Raw genomic sequence first — 23,926 nt, forward strand, 5'->3', positions numbered from 1 at the left:
CGACGCGTGAGCGGAGCCGCTGCTTTCTTTTGAGTGAGCTAGGAGTGCTCTTCTCCTAGCTTGCGTGCAGCGCGCGGAGCCACGCAACCCTTCGGCGCAAAAAGGGCGATTTTTCCCTTTTTTAGAATCTCGACGCGTGAGCGGAGCCGCTGCTTTCTTTTGAGTGAGCTAGGAATGCCCTCCTCCTAGCTTGCGTGCAGCGCGCGGTGCCACGCAAGCCTTCGGCGCAAAAAGGGCGATTTTTTCCTTTTTTTTTAGAATCTCGACGCGTGAGCGGAGCCGCTGCTTTCTTTTGAGTGAGCTAGGAGTGCTCTTCTCCTAGCTTGCGTGCAGCGCGCGGTGCCACGCCACCTTCCGCAAAAAAAGCGGTTTTCCCTTTTTTATACTCTAGAAAGGTCCTTTTATTTCCGACGCTTCTTTCCTTTCTTTCGCTTCGCACTTGGTGCATTTTCGTAAAATTTCTTTTTCTTACGCTTTTGTCCGCTGCCTTTTTCCTCTGTTTTTGCACCATCTTTGCCACTGCCATTGCGTCCTTCGCCAGAGCCGCGTCCTCCACGACTTTTGCCACTGCCAGCTCCACGTCCTCCACGAGGGTCACGCTTTCCACCGACAATCACTTTCGGACGTTCTCTTGGTTCGCGACGTTCTCTCGGTTTCATGCCAACTACTTCAAAGTCAATCGAAGCTTCTTCGACGTTCACATTTGTCACTTTCACTTCGATTTCATCACCAATGCGAAACGTCTTCCCTGTCCGCTCCCCGATCATCGCATATTGCTTCTGATCATAATGATAATAATCATCTGTTAAATAACTAACGTGAACGAGACCTTCAATCGTATTTTCAAGCTCCACAAACATCCCAAAATTCGTCACACCACTTATCATTCCCGTAAAGGTCTCACCAATTTTATCTTCCATGTACTGAGCTTTTTTAATACTATCTGTATCTCGTTCTGCTTCCACTGCACGTCTTTCCATTTCAGAAGAATGACGAGTAAGATCAGGTAATATTGCATTCATCCGCTCTTGTGTAGCTTCATCAACATTCCCTTTAATCAAATACGTTCGAATTAAACGGTGAACGAGCAAATCTGGATAACGTCTAATTGGTGATGTGAAGTGTGTGTAAAACTCTGTTGATAACCCGAAGTGACCAAGGCTATTCGTATCATACTTTGCTTGCTGCATGGAACGAAGCATGACCGTGCTAATCACTGTTTCTTCTGGTTCTCCTTTGATTTCCTCAAGCAGCATTTGCAAGGCGCGAGGATGAACAGTATTCGCATTGCCTCTGACCACATAACCAAAGTTTGTAATAAACTCCAAAAATTTTGTAAGCTTCTCCGCATCTGGATCTTCATGAATGCGATAGACGAACGGAAGCTTCAACCAATGGAAATGCTCTGCAACTGTTTCATTAGCCGCTAGCATGAACTCTTCAATTAATTTTTCCGCTACGGAACGGGTTCTAATTACAACATCTGTCGGTTTCCCTTCTTCATCAACAAGAACTTTTGCTTCTTTAAAGTCAAAGTCAATCGCACCACGGTCAAAACGCTTTTTCCGTAAGATTGCAGCAAGAGTCTCCATCTCTTCAAAAAACGGAACTAACGATTCGTAGCGTTTGCGTGTTTCTTCATCATTGTCTACTAAGATTTTATTCACATCTGCATAAGTCATACGTTCTGTAGTTTTAATGACACTTTGAAAAATTTCATGATTAACGACATTCCCAGTATGATCAATTTCCATTTCACATGTAAGCGTTAAACGGTCAACTTTCGGATTCAAACTACAAATACCATTTGAAAGCCGATGTGGAATCATCGGGATAACACGGTCAACTAAGTACACACTCGTTGCACGTTCTGCCGCCTCTTCGTCAATCGGTGATCCTTCGGTAACATAATGAGTGACATCTGCAATTGAAACTCCTAATAAATAGTTGCCATTTTCAAGTTTCTTCACGTGAACGGCATCATCTAAATCCTTCGCATCAGCCCCATCAATCGTAACAATCGTTTCATCACGTAAGTCGCGGCGGTCTTTGAGATCATTTGGATCAATTTGATCTGGAACTGAGTTTGCTTGAGCCATCACTTCATCTGGAAATTCAATTGGTATGCCATGCTTGTAAATGATTGAAAGAATGTCCATGCCTGGATCATTTTTGTGTCCGAGCACTTTAATCACTTGGCCTTCTGCACTCATACGCCCTTCAGGATATTTCGTAATTTTGACAACAACTTTATGACCATCGACAGCACCTTGCGTGTTGTTTTTCGGAATGAAAATATCATTTGCAATCCGCTTATCATCAGCAATGACAAAACCATACGAATCTTGGTCAACATAGGTTCCAACTACTTCTGTTGTGCCACGCTCAATAATACGGATCACTTGTCCCTCTGGTCTTGTCCCAGAAGACTTTTGATTTAATCGCACAAGAACGATATCTCCGTTCATGGCACTATTCATATCTCCACTTGTCACATACACGTCATCTATGCCTTCTACTTCAGGAATGATAAAAGCAAACCCTTTTGCATGTCCTTGGACACGGCCTCGAACTAAATTCATTTTCTCTGGAATTCCGTAGCGATCGGTTCTTGTTCGAACAACAAGACCTCTGTGCTCTAATTCATTTAATGACTTAACCAATTCCTTGAAATGATCACTGCCTTCTACCTCAAACGCTTCTTCAATCTCACTTATAGAAAGAGGTTTTTCCGCCGTCTCGCGAAAGTGTGTTAATAGTTGCTGTATTAATTGTTCATTCATCTTTCTGACTCCTTTCGTTCAAACAGCTTCTTTCTACTTGTGATTAGCTTGTCCAATCAAGTTTCTCTAAAAATTGATAGACATCATCATGAAGCTGCTCTTTCTCTTTATCTAATGTAATGACATGGGTGGAATCTTCATACCATTTTAATGCCTTCTCATCTGATTCAACATGATCGTGGATAATGTTTGCACTTTCTATATCAATCATTTGATCATTTCTTGCTTGAACGACAAATACAGGAGAATATATAAAATCAAGATTGTCCCTGACGTCATTTATTAATCCTTGCAGCGCTTGTAACGTCCCCATTGGTGTTTCTTCAAATGCTGCCATCTCTTGTTCAATTTGTTCCGTTGACTTCTTTTCGAGTTGCTTGTATTGCTTAGCGTATAGAAGAACCCCTTTGTAAATTGCATCTTTTGTTTTTGGTCTCATCGGTGCACACATAGGTACGATGCCCTTTATAGGTAAAGTGTACCCGATTTTAAGGGAGAATACCCCTCCAAGCGATAGTCCACAAACTGCTATTTCTTCATGTCCTCTTTCTTTTAAGTATTCATATCCATCCACCACATCTTGCCACCAATCTTCTGGTCCTGTATGTACTAATTCTTCAGGAGGAACGCCATGTCCTTTATATAACGGAGCATGACATGTATAGCCTTGTTTTTGCAAATGACGACCAAGCATTCTCACATCGGCTGTTGTCCCTGTAAACCCATGCAACAACAAGACTGCTCGCTTTCCTCCTTCAAACGTAAATGGTTTAGGTGTCACCACTTTCATCTTCATCTTCCTCTCTACACAAAAATGCCTCAATCTTATTAATTAATAAAGCTTTTTCAAAGCCATGGCAAATCAAATGCTTCGATTCTGGCAAAAAAGCAAGTTCTTTTATTTTTGATCCGATCGTTTCATATAAATATAATGCACTTTTCCGTGGAACAATCCCGTCTAATTCTCCTTGTATGATAAGTGAGGGGACCGTAACTTTTCGTAAAAACGGCTTTATTTTTTTAACAACTTGCATGAATTGGAGCACTGAGCCTAGTGGTGTTTCAATGATTTTTTTTCGGTAAAGTTGATAATGTTCATCGTTATCTAGCTCACCTAGAACACGCAACCGCACCTTCTCCTTTAAATCTTGGATGAGTTGTAGCGGATTTCCATAGTAAGCAGCAGCACTTAACAGAACAAGCTTTGACACTTCATATTTCGCTGCAATGTAACAAGCGAGCATTCCCCCCATGGAAAACCCAATCACATAGACTTTCTCGCACCGGTTTAATAACTCACAGACAGCTACTTCTGCTGTATAGACCCATTCTTGATAAGTCACATCTTTCAAGTTTCCATTTTGACCATGACCAGGCAAAATTGGTGTATAAACTAGCCAATGTTTTTTCTCAAGAAAATATGTTGAAATCGGTTCTACTTCCCACGGCTCACCTGTAAAACCATGCAAACATAGACAACCAATCATATTCTCCTCACACCTTTCTTTGTGTTGCTTTTGGAAAAGGGGATGTCGTCTAATACTTTTTACTGTTTGTAGTCACGTTCCATACTTTCGCATTCTATTCATTATCCCACTCTACTACAATACCCGATCCACTGTGTCAATAACCTTATTTATTGGCACACCCATTATTTTATAATATAAAGAAAGCAGCAGGTTTAGCACCTACTGCTTTGGATATTACAAGAAATATGCAACCGTAACGGTTAAGACAAAAAACAATACAGCTAATACGACAGTTGCTTTGCTTAATACCGCATCAAGTCCTCGTGCTTTCTGTTTTCCGACAAGTTGTTCAGCACCGCCAGAGATTGCTCCTGAAAGACCTGCACTTTTTCCAGATTGTAATAATACAACTGCTATTAAGCTAATTGATACAATAACGAGTAAGACTGTTGCTACCATTTGCACTTACCTACACCTCCAAGCACAGTTTGCGCTTATACTAATGTACCATAAAAAAGTATTTGGCTACAACAATAAAAAGTTTGTTGCTTGATTCAGTAGGAAGCAACAGTCCACCTCTAGAATCCACATTATTCGAATGGCTTAGCGACTGTAAAAGATTTAGCGACTCTGGCTACACGCTCCCCTAACCGACCAGCCATTGTAAGTTCATCTTGACAAGGCGTTCTTGATCCATCTGGTCCAGCAAGGGTAGATACTCCGTACGGGGAGCAACCTATCGCCTTGTCTGTTAAGTATTCAGGGTTTTGCGAATAGGGGAGCCCAATAAAAATCATGCCTAGATGCAACAACGGTATGAGCGAATTAAGCAATGTCGCCTCATGTCCACCATGGATCGAACCTGCACTCGTAAACAAAGCTGTCGGTTTTCCTTCTAGCTCTCCCGTTGTACAAAATTGCCCTGCCTGATCAAGAAACGATTTAACTTGCCCTGGCATAGTTCCTAAATAGGTTGGAAACCCCCAAATGATTCCATCTGCTTTTGCTAAATCATCAAGTGTAGCTACTGGAATATGAAGTTGTTCTTGTTGAACTCGTTCATAGTCCACTACTCGTTTTGTCAGCTTAAAGTGTTGGCTAAGTCCTTCTTGTTCGTCGTTGCTGCGCTGATTAACTACTCGAATGCTTCGGTCTGCAAACTCAGGAATGCGGACATGTTTATATTTCACACCATCAACTTTTTGAACACCTTCTGCTATCGCTTCGCTGAGTGTCGCAATATGTCCAAAGGCACTGTAATAAATAATTAGTATGTTCGTCAACAAAATCCCTCTTTACATGATTATAGTTGGATGAAGGCTAACTTCAGATGTTTTCTTTGTCATCGCTACCCACCGACCACGACGATATACTGCACGCGTTTGCGTGAGTTCCGCTAATAAGCTTTCAATCGTTTTTGCATCGAACAAAACAAATTCTACCTCTGCTCCGACAACAAATGCTTTTGGTTCTTTCCCAACAAGCTGTGCTGGTACTTCTGTAATCATCTTCAGCAGTGAATATAGATCAGCTTTCCCCCCCATATGCGCCGTGTACCCTGTTAGCTGTGCTATTTGCAAGAGATCTCCTCTTCCAAAGGGATGAAAAGGATCACACACATTGTCAGAGGCTATGGCAATGGGCACGTTCGCTTCCAGAAGTTCTTTGACCCGTGTAATCCCCCTTCTAACTACCCCACGATCTTCTCTCCCTTGTAAATAAAGATTTGCAGCAGGAAGTGTAATCGCTCCTAATTCTGCTTCTTTCATTATCGCGATGACTGTATTAACCTTTTCTTCGTCCATTGCCGCAAGCGAACACAAATGATCAACGACCACTTTTCCTTGATAGCTTGCTTCAATTGTTTTTTCAGCGATGTAGAGAACTGTATCAACAGTTGGATCATCGCTTTCATCTGTATGTAGGTCAATAGGTAAGTTATACTTTTTGGCATAAGAAAAAATTTCATCAATACACTCAATCGGCAACTCGCTTAAATGTGGCGCTCCACCAACACCATCCACTCCAAATGTGAGCATCTCTTCAATTTTTTTACGGTCACAATCATCATAAGGGTAATAAGGAAGCATGGGAAACACTTGAATTTCCATAATAGGAGCGAGTTCTTTTTTTAACTGGAGGGCCATTCTCACCCCGCGAAAGGTTGTCTCTTCATTTACTCTTGTATTAAAGTCAATATGTGTGCGAATCGTTGTTGTGCCATGAGCTAAAGCAGCCAGAGCTGTTTTTCTCATTCTGTCTAAGACATTTTCATCCGTGAACGTTTCAGAAGCTTTCGTGTAACTTTGAATCGCTTCTAGCAACGTACCACTTTGATTCTTTGCAACTACTAGCGAATGCGACTTATCTAAATGCATATGTGCATCGACCATCCCAGGCAAAAGAATTCGTCCATCAGCATCCCATGTAACGAGGTCGTCTTGCTCATGGTCAGACAGTAGAAACGAAAAAGAGCGATCTCCTACTTTTTTCTTTTCATAAGAATGCATTTCTGTTATTTTCCCATGCTCAATCGTCACATCATAGTACAACTGTTGACTTAATGTTGGTATTTTCACATTCACGATTCTCATTTAGGAATACCCCTCTTCTTTAGTTACTTCCCTGTTCACATTTATTGAAACCTGTATCCTACATCATAGGTGCCGTGGCATTTCAAGGAAGCCATTCCATTTTGTTTCCTGTTTTGGCGTTTCTGCAAGTATTTGACCATTCGCTACTACTAGTTCTGCAACTGGCTGTCTACGTAATAAATCTTGGGCATTCGCTGCTGAAACAAGGATGAAATTGGCTTGATTCCCTTCGTTGATTTCGTACCTTTTGATTCCAAGCACTTTCGCTGCATTACTCGTCATCATCTGTAATACCGTTTTAAAGTCTTTCTCTCCTGTCATATGAGCAAGATGCAATAACATGTGCCCAGCAGCTAGCATGGATCCTGTTCCTAGAGGATAAAATGGACTCAAAATGTCATCATGTGCAACCGCAACGTTTATTCCTGCCTCGTGGAGCTCCTTCACTCGAGTAATTCCCCTTCCTTTAGGCGAGGCATCCACTCTCCCTTGCATGGCACTATTAATAAGCGGTGCGGTCACAATATTTATTCTTGACGCTTTCAGTAGGTCAAGTAACTTCCTCACATACGCCTCGTCGTAATAGCTCATAGCGTTCACGTGACTTGCCGTCACTTGTTCGTGTAGCCCTGTCTCTATGGCAAGTGAGGCGACAACTTCTAGAAAACGAGACTGGCTATCATCAATTTCGTCACAAAAAATATGGAGAAATTTCTTATGCTTTACTGCCAACTGAAAACATTGCTCTAACGACGTAACTCCTTTTTCACGCGTTGCCTCTAGATGGGGAACTGCACTAATTCCATCGACTCCTAAGTCAATTGCTTGTTCCAGTTGCAAGAATCCGTCTTTAGAAGAGAGTAAGCCATTTTGTGGAAAGCCTACAAGTTGAACGGTCATAAAGTGTGCAACTGAGCGCTTTACTTCTAGCAATGCTTTTAAAGCGGTCAACTGAGGGTCGGATATGTCGACCATACACCTCATAAAGAGGACTCCTTGTCCAGCCATCATTTTGATTACCGTTTTTGCACGTTCCATAACATCTTCATGCGTCAGAAAGTTTTCTTTGTATTTGTTCCATATGTTAATGCCCTCAAACAATTCACCAGACTGATTAACAAATGGCTTTCCACTTATTAAAGCCGTGTCTAAATGTACATGTGATTCTACATAAGGGGGTAGAAGCCATCTCTTTTCGCCATCAACTACCTTATTAGCCGGCTCTGAAATCGATCCGATTTTACAAATGCAACCATCTTTCATTGCTATATCTTTTATTTTTAACTGGTCGATCCGAACATTCTTGATAACTAAATCATACATTCCTCTCACCCGCTACCGTATTTGTTTTTTGTTAGCCCTACGCTTGGTCTTTCCTGGGTTGAGCAAAGAATATGGGTCATTTTCTCCCTTTGCTACGCAAATTTGATCAATCCAATCGTCTTTTCCACCTTCCTCGAGTAAATACGTATGTGGATTGCTTACCTTTATTCCAAATTCATGAAACGCATCAATTATTTCTTGTAAGCGAGCAGGTGAGTGATAGCGAATAACTGGTTGTGAGCTAGGGACAACCGCGCCTTTGACTTTTATCCATTCGAAATGAATAAGCACTTTATCTCCGAAACGGTCTTTTAGCTGTTTCACTTGTTCCAAATAATGATCTGGATGAAAGCGCCCTTGCAAGTACGTATCTTTCGTATGTTGCTTAAGCCACCAGAGCGTTACATGGTTCCAACTAAAATCACTGACACGTAGCTTATTTATGTGAATATAGTGTGGAAATGTATCTTCAACGTTTGCCTTGTAGGTTGAAGCCAGTTTCGTTACACTCTCTTGGTGACTCGGATCTATTTGTAACAACACCGTTGCATCCTCTTTCGTTGTGTAGCGTTCAATCGGAGAGAATGAGGTTGACAGTGGAGCTTCACATACCGATATCAGTCTTTTTTTTATGTTTGAATTTATTGCTACTTTCTCAGAAAAAAGAAGAGCCTGATCTAAGTCAGCAAATCTAATAAGCATGTCATTCCAATTCGTTTTCTTTGCTAACGTAATTTTTGCCTCTGTTAAGACACCTGAAAGGCCATAGCTATGTATATATTTAGCCAACTCTTCTTTCTTTTTCACCTTTAGTTTTCGCGGAGTTTCTTCCACTGTAACAATCGTTAATTCAAGAACATTTCCTTCATCCCACAGCGTCCCATATTCAATTGAGCCGATTCCACCTGTTCCTCCCGCAATAAATCCAGCAAGAGTCGATTTCATAAACGTACTCGGAAAAAATCGAAGCTCCTGATCTGATTCATGTAATGTTTTTTCGATCATACCAAGTTTCATTCCTGCTTGAAACGTCCCTTCACCTTCCTTTATTTCAATTGCTTGATTTAATTTACTAGTGTCTAAGACAATCCCCCCATATAGAGGAACAATTTGTCCATAGTTGCCCGTTCCTCCTCCTCTTGGAACGACCGGTATTTTCCTTTTTGCTGCAAATGATAACACGTTCATCAATTCCTGTTCTGTTCTCGGTGCAGCAACACAATCACCAAAGTGACTTTCTAACTGCCTTTTTAAAATGGGAGAGTACCAATAATAATCTTGAGACATTCTTTTTACGTACGCTTGTCGTACATTTACAACCTCTGCTTCAAATGCTTCTATCATTTCGTCTAACCAGTTATCTGAGTTTGGCATAGTTTCCTCCCTTTACATAAAACAAGAATCATTCGTCTTTTTTCTTTCCGTTGATTAAAGCATTAAGCGTAACCATTATCTTGTTTTTAAAAAACCGCTATGAGTCGATCCTCATAGCGGGTGTGCAACGTGCGGTGCGGAGCCATATCCACTACCTAAACGAACGTTGTCTGTAGCGTGAGTTCTTTTTAAATGGTTAATGTTGCAAGCCTTTTGAAATTTCTCCTACTAACTGACTAAACTCAGGTGTACTCCGGAAGGAATCATCTCGGTCATATGGCGGAACTTCAAATACATTCGTAATCCTTCCAGGTCTTGCACTCATCACGGCAATCTTCGTTGAGAGAAACACAGATTCAAAGACATTATGGGTAATAAACAAGACTGTCATCCCAGTCTTTTCCCATATTTTCAATAGTTCATAATGCAAATTCTGTCTTGTCATTTCATCTAACGCGCCAAATGGTTCATCCATTAATAATAGCTTTGGTTTTGCAATTAACGACCGAGCGATCGACACTCTCATTTGCATCCCGCCAGAAAGCTGTCTTGGAAGGGCTTTTTCATAGCCTTTTAGACCAACCATTTCGAGCACTTCCATTCCTTTTTCCTGACGCTCTTTTTTAGATACCCCTTTTAACTCTAATGGCAAGCCAACATTATCTAAAACAGACTTCCATGGCAATAACGTCGCATGTTGGAAAACAAATCCGACCTCATTGCGGTCCATCATCGTTTCTGTTTTTGTTGGACTCACCATCTCAATTGATCCAGATGTCGGATCACTTAACCCAGCGATGATTTTAAAAATCGTCGACTTCCCGCAACCTGAAGGACCAACAAACGACATAAACTCACCTTCTGGGATGTCTAAATTCACATCACTTAAAGCCGTAATCGATCCATCGTATATTTTGCTAACATTATTAATTCGTAATAGTGATCCACTCTCATTTTTCACCTTGCTCGTTTCTAATGTGGCAGTCTTCATTCGTTTTCTCCTCTCTATGTGTCAGTGCTCTCACTAATTCTAGTCGTTCAAAACAACCTTGGCGATCGGACCACTTTCTTTTTCAAACGATTCATTTCAAATGTACTCATCATTTCAAGCTGCCGCGCTATTTTTTCACTTAACAAGTCTATCGTTTCTTCTCCTTTTTCCTTCGTAGCTACTTGTGCATTTCCTGAGATACCAGAATCTGAAATATCATCCGCTATCCACGCTACATACGGAGAACCTTTTACATCAATTGTTTCATGATCATAAAATTCATTAGGGGCTTCTTCCATATGAACCCATTTTTCTTCTAGTGCTAAAATAATCGATGTTTCAACATCTCCCCCATGAATTCCATAGGCAAGCTCCTCGTCTGTATATAAATGGGCAAGCTCTGACTTATGATCCATGCCATTCATTCGAAACACCATTAACCCTGTTTCAATCCGGAGTTCACGAGCCATCATGTTTAAAAGATCATTATTGCCTCCATGCGTGTTAAAGAGAACCAACCGTCTAAACCCACTTGTACTAACACTTCTCCCGATATCGAGTACCACTTGTTGGAGTGATGTAGCCGACAAGGTCATCGTTCCCGGATGACCTAAATGTTCTGTACTTTTCCCATAAGGAAGGGGTGGCAACATCCAAATGTTTTGCTCGGCTGTTAAATGATTACATGTTGCCCCTAGGAGTCCACTCGCAATTAACGTATCTGTATAAACAGGTAGATGAGGACCGTGTTGTTCAACAGCACCGATCGGTAGAACAACTAATCCTGTTTCTTTATCAAGTTCATTAATTTGTTTTGTAGACAAGCGTGGCAAAAAGTATTCATGCCATGCTTCCTGATCAGACCGCGTCAAAGTGATGACCCCCTAGTTTAAAAATTCAGTAGTAAAAACATCTGTTGCTGGAATGAGCGAATCAATTAATTCCAATTCGTATAATTGCTCAATTAGTGTCTCCCAACGATCCTCTGTCATATATCCAACTCCATGCTCAACTGCATCGCCACCAAAGACGAGTTCTTCCATTTGCTCTGTCGCATAGTTCATTTGTTCTACTGTTTTTTCCGGTTCTAACTCAATAATATATTCATAGACTTTTTCAGGATCTTCTTTAAATGCTTCCCATCCATTTGTAATCGCATTTACATACGCTTGAATCATTTCTGGGTGTTCTTCCATAAATGCCTCCGTTGTAAATAAGACGTCCCCATACGGAGAATAACCAGAGTCAGCAATGAGTAAATGTCCTGTTGGTACTCCTTGTTCTTGTAAATAAAACGGTTCAGATGTCACATACATTTGTGACGCCGCCATATCATTGGAAACAAAGGTTGAGCTGTCACCTGTATACACACGGTTTTGATCCTGTTCAATATCATATTGACTGACTAAGTACTCCCAGTAACCAGCACCTGCTGCTGTATAGATTTCATAGCCATTTGCTAAATCATTAAATGATTCAATCGGTTGATCTTCATGAAACATAATCCCTTGAGGTGTTGTTTGAAAGTTAGCAAAGAAAGCAACTAATGGGATCCCTTCATTAATGGCATACAACACTTGGTCGGCCTGAGCCATACCAATTTGTGCACTTCCTGATGAGACGATTGAGATCGACGAAACTTGAGGTCCACCAGGCTCTGTCGTCATATCAAGTCCTGCTTCTTCATAAAAACCTTCCATTGCCGCATAGTATTGACCGGCATTTTCAACTTGAGGGAACCAACTAGTAATTTGCTTCATTTCAAACAGCTCTCCAGCTGCCACATTCTCACTTTCTACGACTTCTGATTCATCCGCTGTTTCCACCTCGATATCTTCTGTTGTTACTTCTTCAACCGCTTCCTCTCCGCAAGCAGTCAGAGCGAATAATAGAGTTAGACTAACGAGAAAAGTAGGTTTCTTCATCCATTTCTTTAGCAATTGCCATACCCCCAAGTGATCTATTTTTATTAATCTTGTTCCATTTCAGATTCGTGCCAAGATCCTAAGAAAAGGCGTGAGATATAACTTACAAGTAGGAAAAAGGCAATTCCTAGCACAGCAGCTGACAATCCAAGAGCGAAAAGGTACGGTGTTTGTAATCTTGACGCCGCAACAGTAATCGCATAACCTAGACCACCAGCTCCTCCACCAACACCAGCAATGTATTCTCCAACAATTGCCCCAACAACCGCTAACGTACAAGAGATTTTCGCCCCGGCAATAATGTAAGGAAGGGCTGCTGGAAATCGTAATTTCCACATAACTTGCCATCTTGTCGCATTATACAAATAAAATAAATTTTTCATATTATGATCTGTTGCATTAAGGCCAATTAATGTATTTGATAACATCGGAAAAAAGCCAATCGTAAAGGCGATAATGACAATCGCGTTCATTCCAGAGCCAAACCAGATGACGATAATTGGGGCGATCGCAACAACCGGAATCGTTTGTAAAATAATCGCATATGGATAAAAACTTCTTTCCACAAGCTTCGAACTCGCCATTAAGACCGCGACGCCAATTCCACCTATCAGACTTAAAACAAAACCAGAGACAGCACTAATAACTGTAGTCATTAAAGCAGAAGATAAATTGCTCCAGTTTTTCACTGCTGCATCAAAGATATCTGTCGGTTTTGGCAAAATGTAATGCGGCGTTCCCATTAGTGTAACGATCACTTGCCATAACACGATAAATGAAACCATTGCAACTACCGGTGGGAAAACTTTTTTCGCCAGATCGTTCGATTTCTTATTCAACTTTGCTGTACTAGGACTTTTCACAACAACTGAACCTGCTTGATTTACTGCACCTCTAGCCACGTAAAACACATCCTTTGTTTGTATTCGGTATACTTGATCCGCTTTGAATATTTCGAACAATTTCATTCACTCCCTGTTTTCATCATTCGTCCTCCTTAAATGGTTAAAAGACTAGTTGCTTCCTCTATTGGTCGATAGTTTCTTTGACTAAGTGAGTTGGTAGCTTCCCTTGATTAAGCAATTCATAAGGGTCATTTTCTTTTTTCTTCTTCGCAATTGATTCAAGCTGCAAATTCCAGCCTCCCGCTCCAAGCAAATACGTATGTGGATCATTGACTGAAGCACCGATTTCATTAAAGTAGTCTATGATTTCATACAAACGTTCTTGCGATTGATAGTAAACAAGCGGCAACCCTGCTGGGATGAGCTTGCCTTTATCTCGTAACCATTCAATATGAAATAGAACCTCATCACCAAAACGTTTTTTAATTTTTCCTATTTGGTCATGTACGTCATCTAATGAGAAAAAATTTTGTAAATACGTCCAGTTCTTATCATTTTTTAAAGCCCACAACGTTGTATGATTCCAAGTGAAATCTGAAATCCCAATTCCCTTTCGGTAGGAAGATGCCTCAGCTGTGTAAATGCTCCTGCCATGAAACTTCTTTGCTTCCTCCTTGAGTCTTGTAAGATCAGATTCCTCAATTTCAATTAGAGCTAAATGCTCGTCTTTTTCTTGAATGACTTTTTTTAATGGACGGAAAAAAGTAGGAATCGGTGCTTCAACCACTGTTACTAATCGCTTCTTCCACTGATCATCTTCGGCAATGTAACGTGTGAAATCGAGGACATCTTGTAAAGAAGAAAAGCTGATCAGCTCTTGAACCCAATTAGACTTCGGTTTAATAGGAATGGTCACTTCAGTAATAATTCCTGTTGTGCCATAACTATGAATATAGTCCAGTAGGTCTGCTCCATCTATAAGTAGTTCTGATACCTCTTCGTTCATAGTAAGTACCTTTACTGAAAGAACATTTCCATCCCAGAGGTTCCCCCATGTAACTGAACCAATTCCGCCAGAACCACCGGCGACAAACCCTCCAATGGTTGCTTTAACAAAGGTTGAAGGATAAATCGTTAACTCTTGATCGCTTTCCATAATTTTCTTTTCTAAATCTCTTATTCTCATACCAGCCTGTACAGTAACAAACCCTTCACCGACTTCTACTACCTTATTTAGTTTGCTTACATCTACTACGACTCCTCCTGTCATTGGGATAGCCTGACCATAATTGCCAGTACCTGCTCCCCTTGGAGTAACAGGGATTTTTTCTTTAACTGTAAGTTGCAATACAGCTTTTAATGTTTCATACGAGTCTGGTATAACGACATAATCCGCTCGTTTATGTTCTAATTGTTTGTCTAACACAGGAGAGTACCAGTAGTAATCTTTTGAAAGTTTCGTTACCGTCTCCTCTACCTGAACAACATTTTCTGAACCCACTGCTTCAAATAGTTTCCTCAGTAAGTTTGTACTCATCTACCACTTCAACTCCTCTCAATCTCAAATAAACAATCTCCACTAGTCAAATGTCACAATAATTTATTCCGCTTTTATACAAGTCGAATATATGGTTAGAGTAATTTAAATATTCTGAGTTTTGTTGGATATAGTCAGGTTATCTAACGTTTTTTTTTTCGAGAAAATAACTGTTTCAATTATGGAAATAACGGCATTTTGGCTTGTTTAACCAACAAGGAGGGGGGAAAGCAATTCATTGCAACTTCGCACTTTGAAAGCATTTACTTATAAGACAATTCGGGGGGGAGGCTTAATAACAACCATTCCATATGACAGATCACCTAACGTACATAGTAACTAAAATGTAAGGGGTTATTCATCACACTTCTACAAATACTTTTCTTAGGTTTATAAAGCCATTTCGCTGTCAGCACAACAAGGAAAATCTTTAAAGCATCTCTAAAATCAATAAAAAAAAGAAATCGAAAGTAGATAAGATCGATTTCTCTACATGTAAGACTTGGACCTTTGTTACTCTACTAATAATGCAACCGCACGAATTGGTGAACCTGTGCCATTGCGAATCTTTAACGGTAGACCAATATACAAAAAACGCTTATTTATGATCTGGCCAAGGTTACATAAATTTTCCGTATTTGTGATTTGATATTCACGGCAAGCCAGATGACCAGAATATTTTTTATCTTCAGGGTGATCAATAGTAGGTGCGTCTATTCCAATATTTTTAACCCCAACTTCAGCAAGCCATTTCGCGGCTAGATAATTCAATCCAGTATGTCGTTTAAACCAATCGTCCGTTCCATAGTAGCGCTCGTAATGTCCTGTATGAAGCAAGACAATATCTCCTTCTTCTATTGTCTGCTCTGATCTTTTTAACGCCTCTTTCAAGTCACGTTTTGTAATAAACTCATCTGGTGATACAGAAGAAAGGTCAAGACAAATTGCCGGTCCATAAAATGAGTTTAAATCCATTTCATCGATAGTCGGTCCATCAGGGTCGTATTCATAAATAGCATCACTATGAGTAGGTCCGTGCTCATTTATAATTAAGCTATTTGCGGCAAATTCAAATCCTAATTTTCTTTTTGTCATTTCATGAGAAATATTTGGAAAAATAACCGTTTGTTGTTGGATAGGTAGTACGGGCATTCCTTGAAAAATTTCTTGTGATAGGTCGATAAGTTTTGTCGCTGCCATATAGGTTTCTCCTCTTATTTGTCTTTTTTTATGTAATCTGTAAATTGATCGGATAGACACCACACCATGATACAGTAGTGAATTCCAATATAGGAATATCTGTTCCATTATGGATGTAGATCAAGTCATTACCTGTAGATTAAGAGTAATCGAAAAAGACATTTTTTTGGTAAAATAAGTTACCTTTTCTAACATACTTTTATGCTCAGGTTGTGAGATGATTACTGTATATTAAAAACGAAACTTATTTCAATACAAAAAAAGACGCGCCCTCTTGGGCACGTCTTATTAATCATTACTTCTTCAAGTTATAAAATGCAGCTTGTCCGCCGTAAGTAGCTACGTTCGCAAGCTCGTCTTCGATGCGAAGAAGTTGGTTGTATTTCGCAACACGATCTGTACGAGACGGAGCACCTGTTTTGATTTGACCAGCGTTTGTTGCAACAGCGATATCAGCGATTGTTGCATCTTCAGTTTCACCAGAACGGTGAGAGATAACTGCTGTGTAACCAGCACGTTTCGCCATTTCAATTGCTTCAAATGTTTCTGTTAAAGTACCGATTTGGTTTACTTTGATTAGGATTGAGTTACCAATTCCTTTTTCAATACCTTCAGAAAGCTTTGTTGTGTTTGTAACGAACAAGTCATCACCAACAAGTTGAACTTTACCACCAAGACGATCCGTTAGAAGTTTGAAGCCCTCCCAATCGTTTTCGTCTAACCCATCTTCAATTGAGATGATTGGGTATTTAGAAACAAGATCATCGTAGAAGTTAACCATTTCTTCAGATGTAAGGCTCTTGCCTTCACCAGCTAAATGGTACTTTCCATCTTCTTTGTTGTAAATTTCAGAAGCTGCTACATCCATAGCAAGCATAACTTCTTCACCTGGCTTGTAACCAGCTTTTTCGATTGCTTCAATGATCGTTGAAAGTGCTTCTTCGTTTGAAGAAAGATTTGGAGCAAATCCACCTTCGTCACCTACAGCTGTGTTGTAACCTTTTCCTTTAAGTACAGACTTCAGGTTGTGGAAAATTTCCGCACCCATGCGTAGAGCTTCGTGGAAGTTTTCAGCACCTACAGGCATTACCATGAACTCTTGAATGTCTACGTTGTTATCAGCGTGCTCTCCACCGTTGATAATGTTCATCATTGGTACTGGAAGTTGTTTGGCGTTGAATCCACCAAGGTACACGTATAAAGGAACACCTAAAGCGTCAGCAGCAGCATGTGCTACAGCCATAGATACGCCAAGGATCGCATTCGCACCTAGCTTGCTTTTGTTGTCTGTTCCGTCTAAATCGATCATTAATTGGTCAATTCCAAGTTGATCAAGAGCATCAAAACCGATTAGTTCAGGAGCGATTGTTTCATTTACATTATCAACTGCTTGAAGAACCCCTTTGCCCATATAACGCTCTCCACCGTCACGTAATTCAACAGCTTCGTATTCACCTGTAGAAGCACCACTTGGTACTAACGCACGTCCCATTGCTCCTGACTCAAGGTATACTTCCACTTCAACTGTAGGATTACCACGAGAATCTAATACTTCGCGAGCATAAACATCTGTAATCATTGTCATTTGTAAGTCACTCCTTAATGATTTATCAATTTATTTTCGGTTAAAATTGTTTATTTCATACCGTTAGAGTTCCGAGATCCAACCGTATTATGGTTCGACTAGAATCGAAACATTCCTGCTTATATAACAAATTATTTTTTAATTAATGAAACCCCAGTCATCTCTTCTGGTTGCTTACCGCCTAATAACGCTAATACGGTTGGCGCTAAATCAGCTAGTTTTCCGTCTTGATGTAACTCGACTCCATTTTCTGTTACGATAACGGGCACTCGGTTTGTCGTATGTGCAGTCATTGGCTTGTCTTCAGGTGTTAACACTTCATCTGCGTTCCCGTGATCAGCGGTAATAACAGCAGCTCCACCTTTAGCCACAATGGCGTCGACTACTTTTCCAAGACACTCATCAACGACCTCAACTGCTTTAATCGTCGGCTCGAGCATACCTGAATGTCCAACCATATCAGGATTGGCAAAGTTTAAAATAATCGCATCATGCTTATCAGCTGAGATGTCCGCAAGTAACGCGTCCGTTACTTCATAGGCACTCATTTCAGGCTGTAAGTCATACGTTGCTACTTTAGGTGAATCAATTAAGATTCGCTCCTCACCTGGGAACGGCTCTTCACGTCCACCGCTAAAGAAGAACGTTACATGTGGATACTTTTCCGTTTCCGCAATGCGAAGCTGTTTGTAATTCTGTTGAGATAACACTTCTCCGAGTGTGTTATCTAAGTTTGTCGGCTTGAATGCAACAAATCCATCAACTGTTTCACTGAAATGTGTTAAGCACACATAGTGAAGATTTCTTGGATGCATATCTCCACGATCAAAACCACGGAAGTCTTCGTTCGTGAACACTTGAGACATTTGAATAGCACGGTCTGGACGGAAGTTAAAGAAGATAACAGCATCATCATCGCCAACTGTCCCAACTGGTGTTCCATCTTCTTTAGTCATCACAGAAGGAATAATGAACTCATCAAAAATCTCATTTTTATAGCTGTCCGTCACAACATCAATCGGATTTGTGTAGGCAGGTCCTTCTCCATACACCATCGCACGGTAAGACTTCTCAACACGATCCCAGCGACGGTCGCGATCCATCGCATAGTAACGACCGTGTAAGGAAGCAATTTCCCCAACACCTAAATCGTCTAATTTGCTTTGTAACCCACGGATGTACAGCTCAGCTGATGTTTGACCAACATCACGTCCATCTAAGAACCCATGAATGTATACTTTTTCAACGTTTTCACGCTTAGCCAGTTCAAGCAAAGCAAAAAGATGTTCTATGTGACTATGAATACCTCCATCAGAAAGAAGTCCATAAACATGCAAGGCACTCTTTTTTTCTTTTACATGATCCATTGCAGCATGGAACGTCTCATTTTCAAAGAAATCTCCTTCGCGAATTGATAAATTCACGCGAGTTAAACTTTGATAGACAACGCGTCCAGCACCAATGTTCAAATGCCCTACTTCAGAGTTCCCCATTTGACCTTCAGGTAAACCAACCGCTTCCCCTTGCGCTTCAAGGGTTGCATGCGGATATTGATTCCAGTAGCGGTCAAAGTTCGGCTTTTTCGCCTGAGCTACAGCATTTCCTTTTACTTCATCTCTCATCGCAAATCCATCAAGGATGATAAGAGCTACAGGCTTTTTACTCATTTACCTTCCTCCAAAAGTGCAAGGAATGAATCTGTTTCAAGACTAGCACCGCCAACAAGAGCTCCGTCAATGTCAGATTGTGCCATGTATTCTTTAATATTAGCAGGCTTTACGCTACCACCATATTGAATACGAACTGCTTCAGCCGCATCTGGAGTGAAGCTTTCTGCAACGACTTTACGAATGTAAGAACATACTTCATTTGCATCCGTTGCTGAAGAAGATTTTCCTGTTCCGATAGCCCAAATTGGCTCATACGCGATAACTGTGTTTTTCACTTGCTCTTCTGTAAGACCAGCAAGACCAGCTTCTACTTGACTTTTTACAACATCGTTCGTTTTGCCCGCTTCACGTTCTCCGTCTGTTTCACCGCAGCACATGATTGGTACAAGATTGTGACTGAATGCAGCGTGAACTTTTTTGTTTACTGTCTCATCTGTTTCAGCAAACATTTCACGACGCTCAGAGTGACCGATAATCACGTAATCTACTTTCATATCAGCTAATGCAACAGGGCTGATTTCGCCTGTGAATGCACCGTTCTCTTCAAAATGTACATTTTGAGCGCCTATTTTAAGGTCAGTTCCTTCTGTAGCACTTACTAAGCTTTCTAAAAATAGAGCCGGCGCGCAAACAACGGCATCCACTTCGCTGTTAGCCGGAACGCTTGTTTTTACCGCTTCAACAAATTGCTTTGCTTCCCCAAGCGTTTTGTTCATTTTCCAGTTTCCTGCAATAATAGGTTTACGCATAGTATCTCACCTCTTTAATGGATTAAAGCGGGGTCTGACCCCTTACTTGTCGTTCAATGCAATAAGACCTGGAAGCTCTTTGCCTTCCATGAATTCTAGTGACGCACCGCCACCTGTTGAAATATGGCTCATTTTATCTGCAATACCAAATTTTTCAACAGCTGCAGCTGAGTCTCCTCCACCAATGACAGAGTAAGTGCCTTGGCTATCTGCAAGAGCTTCTCCGACACCGCGAGTTCCTTTAGAGAATGCTTCTAATTCGAATACACCCATTGGTCCATTCCAAATCACAAGCTTTGATTCACTAATCACTTTACGATATGTATCAATCGTTTTCGGTCCAATATCAAGAGCTTCCCAATCAGATGGAATGGAATCAATATCTACTACTTTAATATTCGCATCATTTGAAAAATCATCAGCTACTATTACATCAACTGGTAATAACAAGTTGACGTTATTTGCTTTTGCTTTTTCCATAAACGAGTTTGCAAGCTCAATCTTGTCTTCTTCAAGTAAAGACTTCCCAATTTCATGGCCTTGTGCTTTTACAAATGTGTAAGCAAGACCTCCACCAATAATCAAGTTGTCCACTTTTTCTAAAAGATTTTCAATAACGCCAATCTTGTCTTTAACTTTTGCTCCACCAATAATCGCAGTAAATGGGCGTTCAGGATTTGATAATGCTTTACCAAGAACATCTAATTCTTTCTCCATTAAAAGACCTGCAACAGCTGGCAAGTGGTGTGCAATCCCTTCAGTTGAAGCATGTGCACGGTGAGCAGCACCAAATGCATCATTTACATAAACATCTGCTAGCGAAGCAAATGCTTTCGCAAGTTCTGCATCATTCTTTTCCTCACCAGGATAGAAGCGAACGTTTTCAAGTAAGAGGACATCGCCTTCAGCTAGTGCATTGGCAGCTTCCTCTGCTTGAGGTCCATAAGCCTCATCAACCTTTTTTACATCTTTTCCAAGAAGTTCACTCAAGCGAGCAGCAACTGGTGTTAAACGTAGCTCTTCTACAACTTCGCCTTTTGGTCGACCAAGATGTGAAGCAAGAATCACTTTTGCTCCTTGTTCAACTAATGCTTGAATCGTAGGGATAGCAGCACGGATACGCGTTTCATCTGTAACTTGTCCATCCTTCATTGGCACGTTGAAATCGACACGACAAAATACTTTCTTTCCTTTAAGGTCAAGATCACGGATCGTTTGTTTATTCATTGCTAGACCTCCTGTAAATGGTGAGTACATATTTTTTACAGCGGAAAGAGGAGGAGAATGCTACCATTTTCCTCCTCTATCAACTGTTACTTATTATAGTCCTTGTTTAGCGATGTAATCAACAAGATCTACAACACGGTGAGAATAACCAGACTCGTTATCGTACCAAGAAATTACTTTTACCATGCTGCCTTCCATAACCATTGTTGAAAGAGCATCGATTGATGAAGAATGTGGGTTACCGTTGTAGTCACTAGACACTAATGGCTCTTCGCTGTAGTTAAGGATTCCTTTTAATGGACCTTCAGCAGCTTCTTTAAGTGCATTGTTTACATCTTCAGCTGTAACATCTTGGTTTAACTCAGCAACTAAGTCAACTAAAGAAACGTTAGGAGTTGGAACACGCATAGCTCCACCGTTTAACTTACCTTTAAGTTCCGGAAGTACAAGAGCAACCGCTTTTGCAGCACCTGTAGATGTAGGGATGATGTTTTCTGCAGCTGCACGCGCACGACGGTAGTCCTTGTGTGGAAGATCAAGGATTTGTTGGTCATTTGTGTACGAGTGAACAGTTGTCATCATACCACGCTTGATTCCGAATTTATCGTTAAGAACTTTTGCAAAAGGTGCAAGACAGTTTGTCGTACAAGAAGCATTAGAGATTACATGGTGGCTACCAGCATCGTACTTATCTTCGTTAACACCCATTACGATTGTGATATCTTCATCTGATGCAGGAGCAGAGATGATTACTTTCTTCGCACCAGCTTCGATATGTTTTGCAGCATCTTCACGCTTAGTGAAGAAACCAGTTGATTCAACAACAACTTCTACACCGCGGTTAGACCATTCAAGTTTAGACGGATCACGCTCAGCAGAAATGTTGATTTCTTGTCCGTTAACAACTAGAGAGTTGCCATTTACTGATACTTCAGCATCTAAGTTGCCGTGTACCGTATCATATTTAAGTAGGTGAGCTAGCATGTTAGCATCAGTTAAATCGTTGATTGCAACTACCTCTACCGCAGGATTGTTTAATGCCGCGCGAAATACGTTACGTCCAATACGTCCAAAACCATTAATACCAATTTTTGTTGCCATGTTCAATCTCCTCCTAATTACTTTAACTTAGATTTATCTAAAAGAGCATTGCTCTTTTATCTACTATAATTTTAATAAAGATTCGGCAGCAGCTTCATCAGTAATCAATACATCACTTGGTTGATACTTCATATAAGCGGCAATGGCTTCTGCCTTTGAAGAACCTCCTGCAACGGAGATAACATATTTATGTTCTCCAAGATCATCGAGTTGTAACCCTATCGTTCGTTGTTTATGAATCGGTTCTCCATGACGATTAAAGTAATAGCCAAATGCCTCTGCTACAGCCTCTTCCCGGTTAAGCTTGTCGACAAACGAATTTACCGAATCGCGCCGAAGTGCCATCGTTCTCGCATCACCAATCCCATGAATTACAGTACAAGCGGATTGAATCAGCTTTAGGATATCCTTAACTGATGGTTCTAATACAAGAGATGAATAAGCTTCTTCGCTTATTTGATCTGGCACATGTAACAAGCGATACTGTGCACCAGCTCGACTTGCCAGTTCTGCACTAATTGTATTCGCCTGATTTTCTACTTGCTCTCCTAATCCTCCACGCGCCGGGACAAATACTACTTCCCGTGTTTTCGCATCAGGTTTCATCATTTCCGCAACAGCAGCCAGTGTTGTACCACCCATTACAGCGACAACATCTTTCGGCTTAATAATTTGCTTCAATTCGCTAATACAAGCGCGCCCCATCTCTCGTTTAACCCAATGGTCTTCATCACTATTTCCAGCAACGACTATGACTTGCTTCACACCGAGTTCTATTTCCAACTTGCTCTCAAGCTCCCTAAGACCAAGTAACTCTTTCATCATATCTTCTAACTTTTGAAAAAGTTGTTCGCCTTCTTCTGTAATACTCATCCCTGCTGTTGCAAAGTGGACAAGTCCTTGCTCTTTTAAAAACGTCACTTCGCCTCTAAGAACACGTTCAGACAATTGCAAGTTAGTTGATAAGCTTCTTCTGCCTATTGGTTGCATGAGTTTAATGTAGTGGAGGATCCGATATCGCTTGACCATAACATCAAGCAAATCAGGTAATAATTTTTTCTGAATATCTAACAATAGTTGCATAAAGCCATACTCCCTTATCTAAGTCTGGACTCATTATGTCCCGCATAGACTTTTTGCGTCCCAATCATTTCAAAAAAAAAGACCAAATCCTTCCCACAAATTTATATTACCAAGGATAAGGTCTTTACACAAGTTAAATTTGCCCATTTAATTCAAGTAAACGCTTTCTTACTTTTTTTTCTGAAATTTGCCCAAAATCGACCTCTTCACCATTGATTAAAATCACTGGAATCATGATTTGATATTTTTCTAACAATTCATCATCCTTATAAATATCCGTGATTTTCATCGTAAATTTAAACTCACTTTTCAAAGGCTTTAATTTATTAATCGCTTTATCACATAAAGGACAATCAATTTTTGACATAACGACTACTTCTAACATTTCCAACACCACTCAATATTATAGATTTTTTTCAAGAAGGGGGCGATTTTGGAGACTTTTTGATTAAACTCATATTAAGATTAAA

21 protein-coding genes are annotated in these 23,926 nt (G+C 40.5%); all 21 read right to left on the minus strand.

Annotation, left to right across the window (positions count from 1 at the left end; all coding sequences use genetic code 11):
* Window positions 1–401 precede the first annotated feature (401 nt).
* The 21 genes from rnr to SLH51_RS21210 all read right to left on the minus strand — a co-directional run bounded on the left by rnr (window position 402) and on the right by SLH51_RS21210 (window position 23,841).
* Entirely contained in the window at window positions 402–2,783 is a 2,382-nt protein-coding gene (gene rnr, locus SLH51_RS21110; RefSeq protein WP_335963496.1) for a ribonuclease R, read from the minus strand.
* Window positions 2,784–2,826: 43 nt separating this feature from the next.
* On the minus strand, window positions 2,827–3,573 hold the full coding sequence (locus SLH51_RS21115; protein WP_335963497.1) for an alpha/beta hydrolase: 747 nt from the start codon (window positions 3,571–3,573) through the stop codon (window positions 2,827–2,829).
* Entirely contained in the window at window positions 3,554–4,270 is a 717-nt protein-coding gene (locus SLH51_RS21120) for an alpha/beta hydrolase (protein ID WP_335963498.1), read from the minus strand. Before SLH51_RS21120 ends, SLH51_RS21115 begins: the two co-directional genes overlap by 20 nt.
* A gap of 216 nt (window positions 4,271–4,486) precedes the next feature.
* Window positions 4,487–4,711 (minus strand): preprotein translocase subunit SecG, encoded by a 225-nt coding sequence (gene secG / locus SLH51_RS21125; RefSeq protein ID WP_390183782.1) that lies wholly within the window; start codon window positions 4,709–4,711, stop codon window positions 4,487–4,489.
* Between the two features lie 131 nt (window positions 4,712–4,842).
* Window positions 4,843–5,535 (minus strand): NAD(P)H:quinone oxidoreductase, encoded by a 693-nt coding sequence (gene wrbA, locus SLH51_RS21130; RefSeq protein WP_335963500.1) that lies wholly within the window; start codon window positions 5,533–5,535, stop codon window positions 4,843–4,845.
* Window positions 5,536–5,547: 12 nt separating this feature from the next.
* Entirely contained in the window at window positions 5,548–6,846 is a 1,299-nt protein-coding gene (locus tag SLH51_RS21135; protein ID WP_335963501.1) for an amidohydrolase family protein, read from the minus strand.
* 63 nt (window positions 6,847–6,909) lie between these two features.
* Window positions 6,910–8,169, minus strand: a complete 1,260-nt coding sequence (locus tag SLH51_RS21140) for an amidohydrolase family protein (protein WP_335963502.1) — start codon at window positions 8,167–8,169, stop codon at window positions 6,910–6,912.
* A 12-nt stretch (window positions 8,170–8,181) separates the two neighbouring features.
* The gene (locus tag SLH51_RS21145) at window positions 8,182–9,543 is read right to left on the minus strand and encodes an FAD-binding oxidoreductase (protein ID WP_335963503.1); all 1,362 of its coding nucleotides are present in this window, start codon (window positions 9,541–9,543) and stop codon (window positions 8,182–8,184) included.
* Window positions 9,544–9,739: 196 nt separating this feature from the next.
* Window positions 9,740–10,534, minus strand: coding sequence for an ABC transporter ATP-binding protein (locus tag SLH51_RS21150; RefSeq protein WP_335963505.1), 795 nt, complete (start codon window positions 10,532–10,534; stop codon window positions 9,740–9,742).
* A 47-nt stretch (window positions 10,535–10,581) separates the two neighbouring features.
* Window positions 10,582–11,406, minus strand: coding sequence for a creatininase family protein (locus SLH51_RS21155; RefSeq protein WP_335963506.1), 825 nt, complete (start codon window positions 11,404–11,406; stop codon window positions 10,582–10,584).
* Between the two features lie 12 nt (window positions 11,407–11,418).
* Window positions 11,419–12,474 carry an ABC transporter substrate-binding protein gene (locus SLH51_RS21160; protein WP_335963508.1) on the minus strand — a complete coding sequence of 352 codons (1,056 nt, stop codon included), beginning with the start codon at window positions 12,472–12,474 and terminating at the stop codon, window positions 11,419–11,421.
* A gap of 29 nt (window positions 12,475–12,503) precedes the next feature.
* Window positions 12,504–13,298 (minus strand): ABC transporter permease, encoded by a 795-nt coding sequence (locus tag SLH51_RS21165; protein ID WP_390183783.1) that lies wholly within the window; start codon window positions 13,296–13,298, stop codon window positions 12,504–12,506.
* A 187-nt stretch (window positions 13,299–13,485) separates the two neighbouring features.
* Window positions 13,486–14,841, minus strand: a complete 1,356-nt coding sequence (locus SLH51_RS21170; protein ID WP_335963509.1) for an FAD-binding oxidoreductase — start codon at window positions 14,839–14,841, stop codon at window positions 13,486–13,488.
* Between the two features lie 513 nt (window positions 14,842–15,354).
* On the minus strand, window positions 15,355–16,041 hold the full coding sequence (locus SLH51_RS21175; protein WP_335963510.1) for a cyclase family protein: 687 nt from the start codon (window positions 16,039–16,041) through the stop codon (window positions 15,355–15,357).
* A 295-nt stretch (window positions 16,042–16,336) separates the two neighbouring features.
* Complete coding sequence (gene eno / locus SLH51_RS21180) at window positions 16,337–17,626, minus strand: phosphopyruvate hydratase (protein ID WP_335963511.1); 1,290 nt, start codon at window positions 17,624–17,626, stop codon at window positions 16,337–16,339.
* A 131-nt stretch (window positions 17,627–17,757) separates the two neighbouring features.
* Entirely contained in the window at window positions 17,758–19,293 is a 1,536-nt protein-coding gene (gene gpmI / locus SLH51_RS21185; RefSeq protein ID WP_335963512.1) for a 2,3-bisphosphoglycerate-independent phosphoglycerate mutase, read from the minus strand.
* A complete protein-coding gene (gene tpiA / locus SLH51_RS21190) occupies window positions 19,290–20,045 on the minus strand; it encodes a triose-phosphate isomerase (protein WP_335963513.1) in 756 nt (251 codons plus the stop codon). Before tpiA ends, gpmI begins: the two co-directional genes overlap by 4 nt.
* Before the next feature lie 42 nt (window positions 20,046–20,087).
* On the minus strand, window positions 20,088–21,272 hold the full coding sequence (locus SLH51_RS21195; protein ID WP_335963514.1) for a phosphoglycerate kinase: 1,185 nt from the start codon (window positions 21,270–21,272) through the stop codon (window positions 20,088–20,090).
* A 93-nt stretch (window positions 21,273–21,365) separates the two neighbouring features.
* Window positions 21,366–22,373: a type I glyceraldehyde-3-phosphate dehydrogenase gene (gene gap, locus SLH51_RS21200; RefSeq protein ID WP_335963515.1), complete on the minus strand. Its 1,008-nt coding sequence runs from the start codon at window positions 22,371–22,373 to the stop codon at window positions 21,366–21,368.
* A gap of 63 nt (window positions 22,374–22,436) precedes the next feature.
* Window positions 22,437–23,456, minus strand: coding sequence for a sugar-binding transcriptional regulator (locus SLH51_RS21205; RefSeq protein WP_335963517.1), 1,020 nt, complete (start codon window positions 23,454–23,456; stop codon window positions 22,437–22,439).
* Between the two features lie 133 nt (window positions 23,457–23,589).
* A complete protein-coding gene (locus tag SLH51_RS21210) occupies window positions 23,590–23,841 on the minus strand; it encodes a glutaredoxin family protein (protein WP_335963518.1) in 252 nt (83 codons plus the stop codon).
* Between the last annotated feature and the right edge of the window lie 85 nt (window positions 23,842–23,926).

It is taken from the genome of Halalkalibacter kiskunsagensis (assembly GCF_037027555.1).
Taxonomy (GTDB): Bacteria; Bacillota; Bacilli; order Bacillales; family Bacillaceae_D; genus Halalkalibacter; species Halalkalibacter kiskunsagensis.

What these genes read in the sequence shown, in the direction of transcription:
- gap (WP_335963515.1), bottom strand. Translation starts at nt 22,373, where the DNA reads ATGGCAACAAAAATTGGTATTAATGGTTTTGGACGTATTGGACGTAAC.
- tpiA (WP_335963513.1), bottom strand. Translation starts at nt 20,045, where the DNA reads ATGCGTAAACCTATTATTGCAGGAAACTGGAAAATGAACAAAACGCTT.
- SLH51_RS21135 (WP_335963501.1), bottom strand. Translation starts at nt 6,846, where the DNA reads ATGAGAATCGTGAATGTGAAAATACCAACATTAAGTCAACAGTTGTAC.
- SLH51_RS21115 (WP_335963497.1), bottom strand. Translation starts at nt 3,573, where the DNA reads ATGAAAGTGGTGACACCTAAACCATTTACGTTTGAAGGAGGAAAGCGA.
- rnr (WP_335963496.1), bottom strand. Translation starts at nt 2,783, where the DNA reads ATGAATGAACAATTAATACAGCAACTATTAACACACTTTCGCGAGACG.
- SLH51_RS21170 (WP_335963509.1), bottom strand. Translation starts at nt 14,841, where the DNA reads ATGAGTACAAACTTACTGAGGAAACTATTTGAAGCAGTGGGTTCAGAA.
- SLH51_RS21140 (WP_335963502.1), bottom strand. Translation starts at nt 8,169, where the DNA reads ATGTATGATTTAGTTATCAAGAATGTTCGGATCGACCAGTTAAAAATA.
- SLH51_RS21145 (WP_335963503.1), bottom strand. Translation starts at nt 9,543, where the DNA reads ATGCCAAACTCAGATAACTGGTTAGACGAAATGATAGAAGCATTTGAA.
- SLH51_RS21120 (WP_335963498.1), bottom strand. Translation starts at nt 4,270, where the DNA reads ATGATTGGTTGTCTATGTTTGCATGGTTTTACAGGTGAGCCGTGGGAA.
- SLH51_RS21210 (WP_335963518.1), bottom strand. Translation starts at nt 23,841, where the DNA reads ATGTTAGAAGTAGTCGTTATGTCAAAAATTGATTGTCCTTTATGTGAT.
- SLH51_RS21175 (WP_335963510.1), bottom strand. Translation starts at nt 16,041, where the DNA reads ATGGCAGCGACAAAACTTATCGACCTATCACAAGAAATTTTTCAAGGA.
- SLH51_RS21195 (WP_335963514.1), bottom strand. Translation starts at nt 21,272, where the DNA reads ATGAATAAACAAACGATCCGTGATCTTGACCTTAAAGGAAAGAAAGTA.
- gpmI (WP_335963512.1), bottom strand. Translation starts at nt 19,293, where the DNA reads ATGAGTAAAAAGCCTGTAGCTCTTATCATCCTTGATGGATTTGCGATG.
- secG (WP_390183782.1), bottom strand. Translation starts at nt 4,711, where the DNA reads ATGGTAGCAACAGTCTTACTCGTTATTGTATCAATTAGCTTAATAGCA.
- SLH51_RS21205 (WP_335963517.1), bottom strand. Translation starts at nt 23,456, where the DNA reads ATGCAACTATTGTTAGATATTCAGAAAAAATTATTACCTGATTTGCTT.
- eno (WP_335963511.1), bottom strand. Translation starts at nt 17,626, where the DNA reads ATGACAATGATTACAGATGTTTATGCTCGCGAAGTATTAGATTCTCGT.
- SLH51_RS21150 (WP_335963505.1), bottom strand. Translation starts at nt 10,534, where the DNA reads ATGAAGACTGCCACATTAGAAACGAGCAAGGTGAAAAATGAGAGTGGA.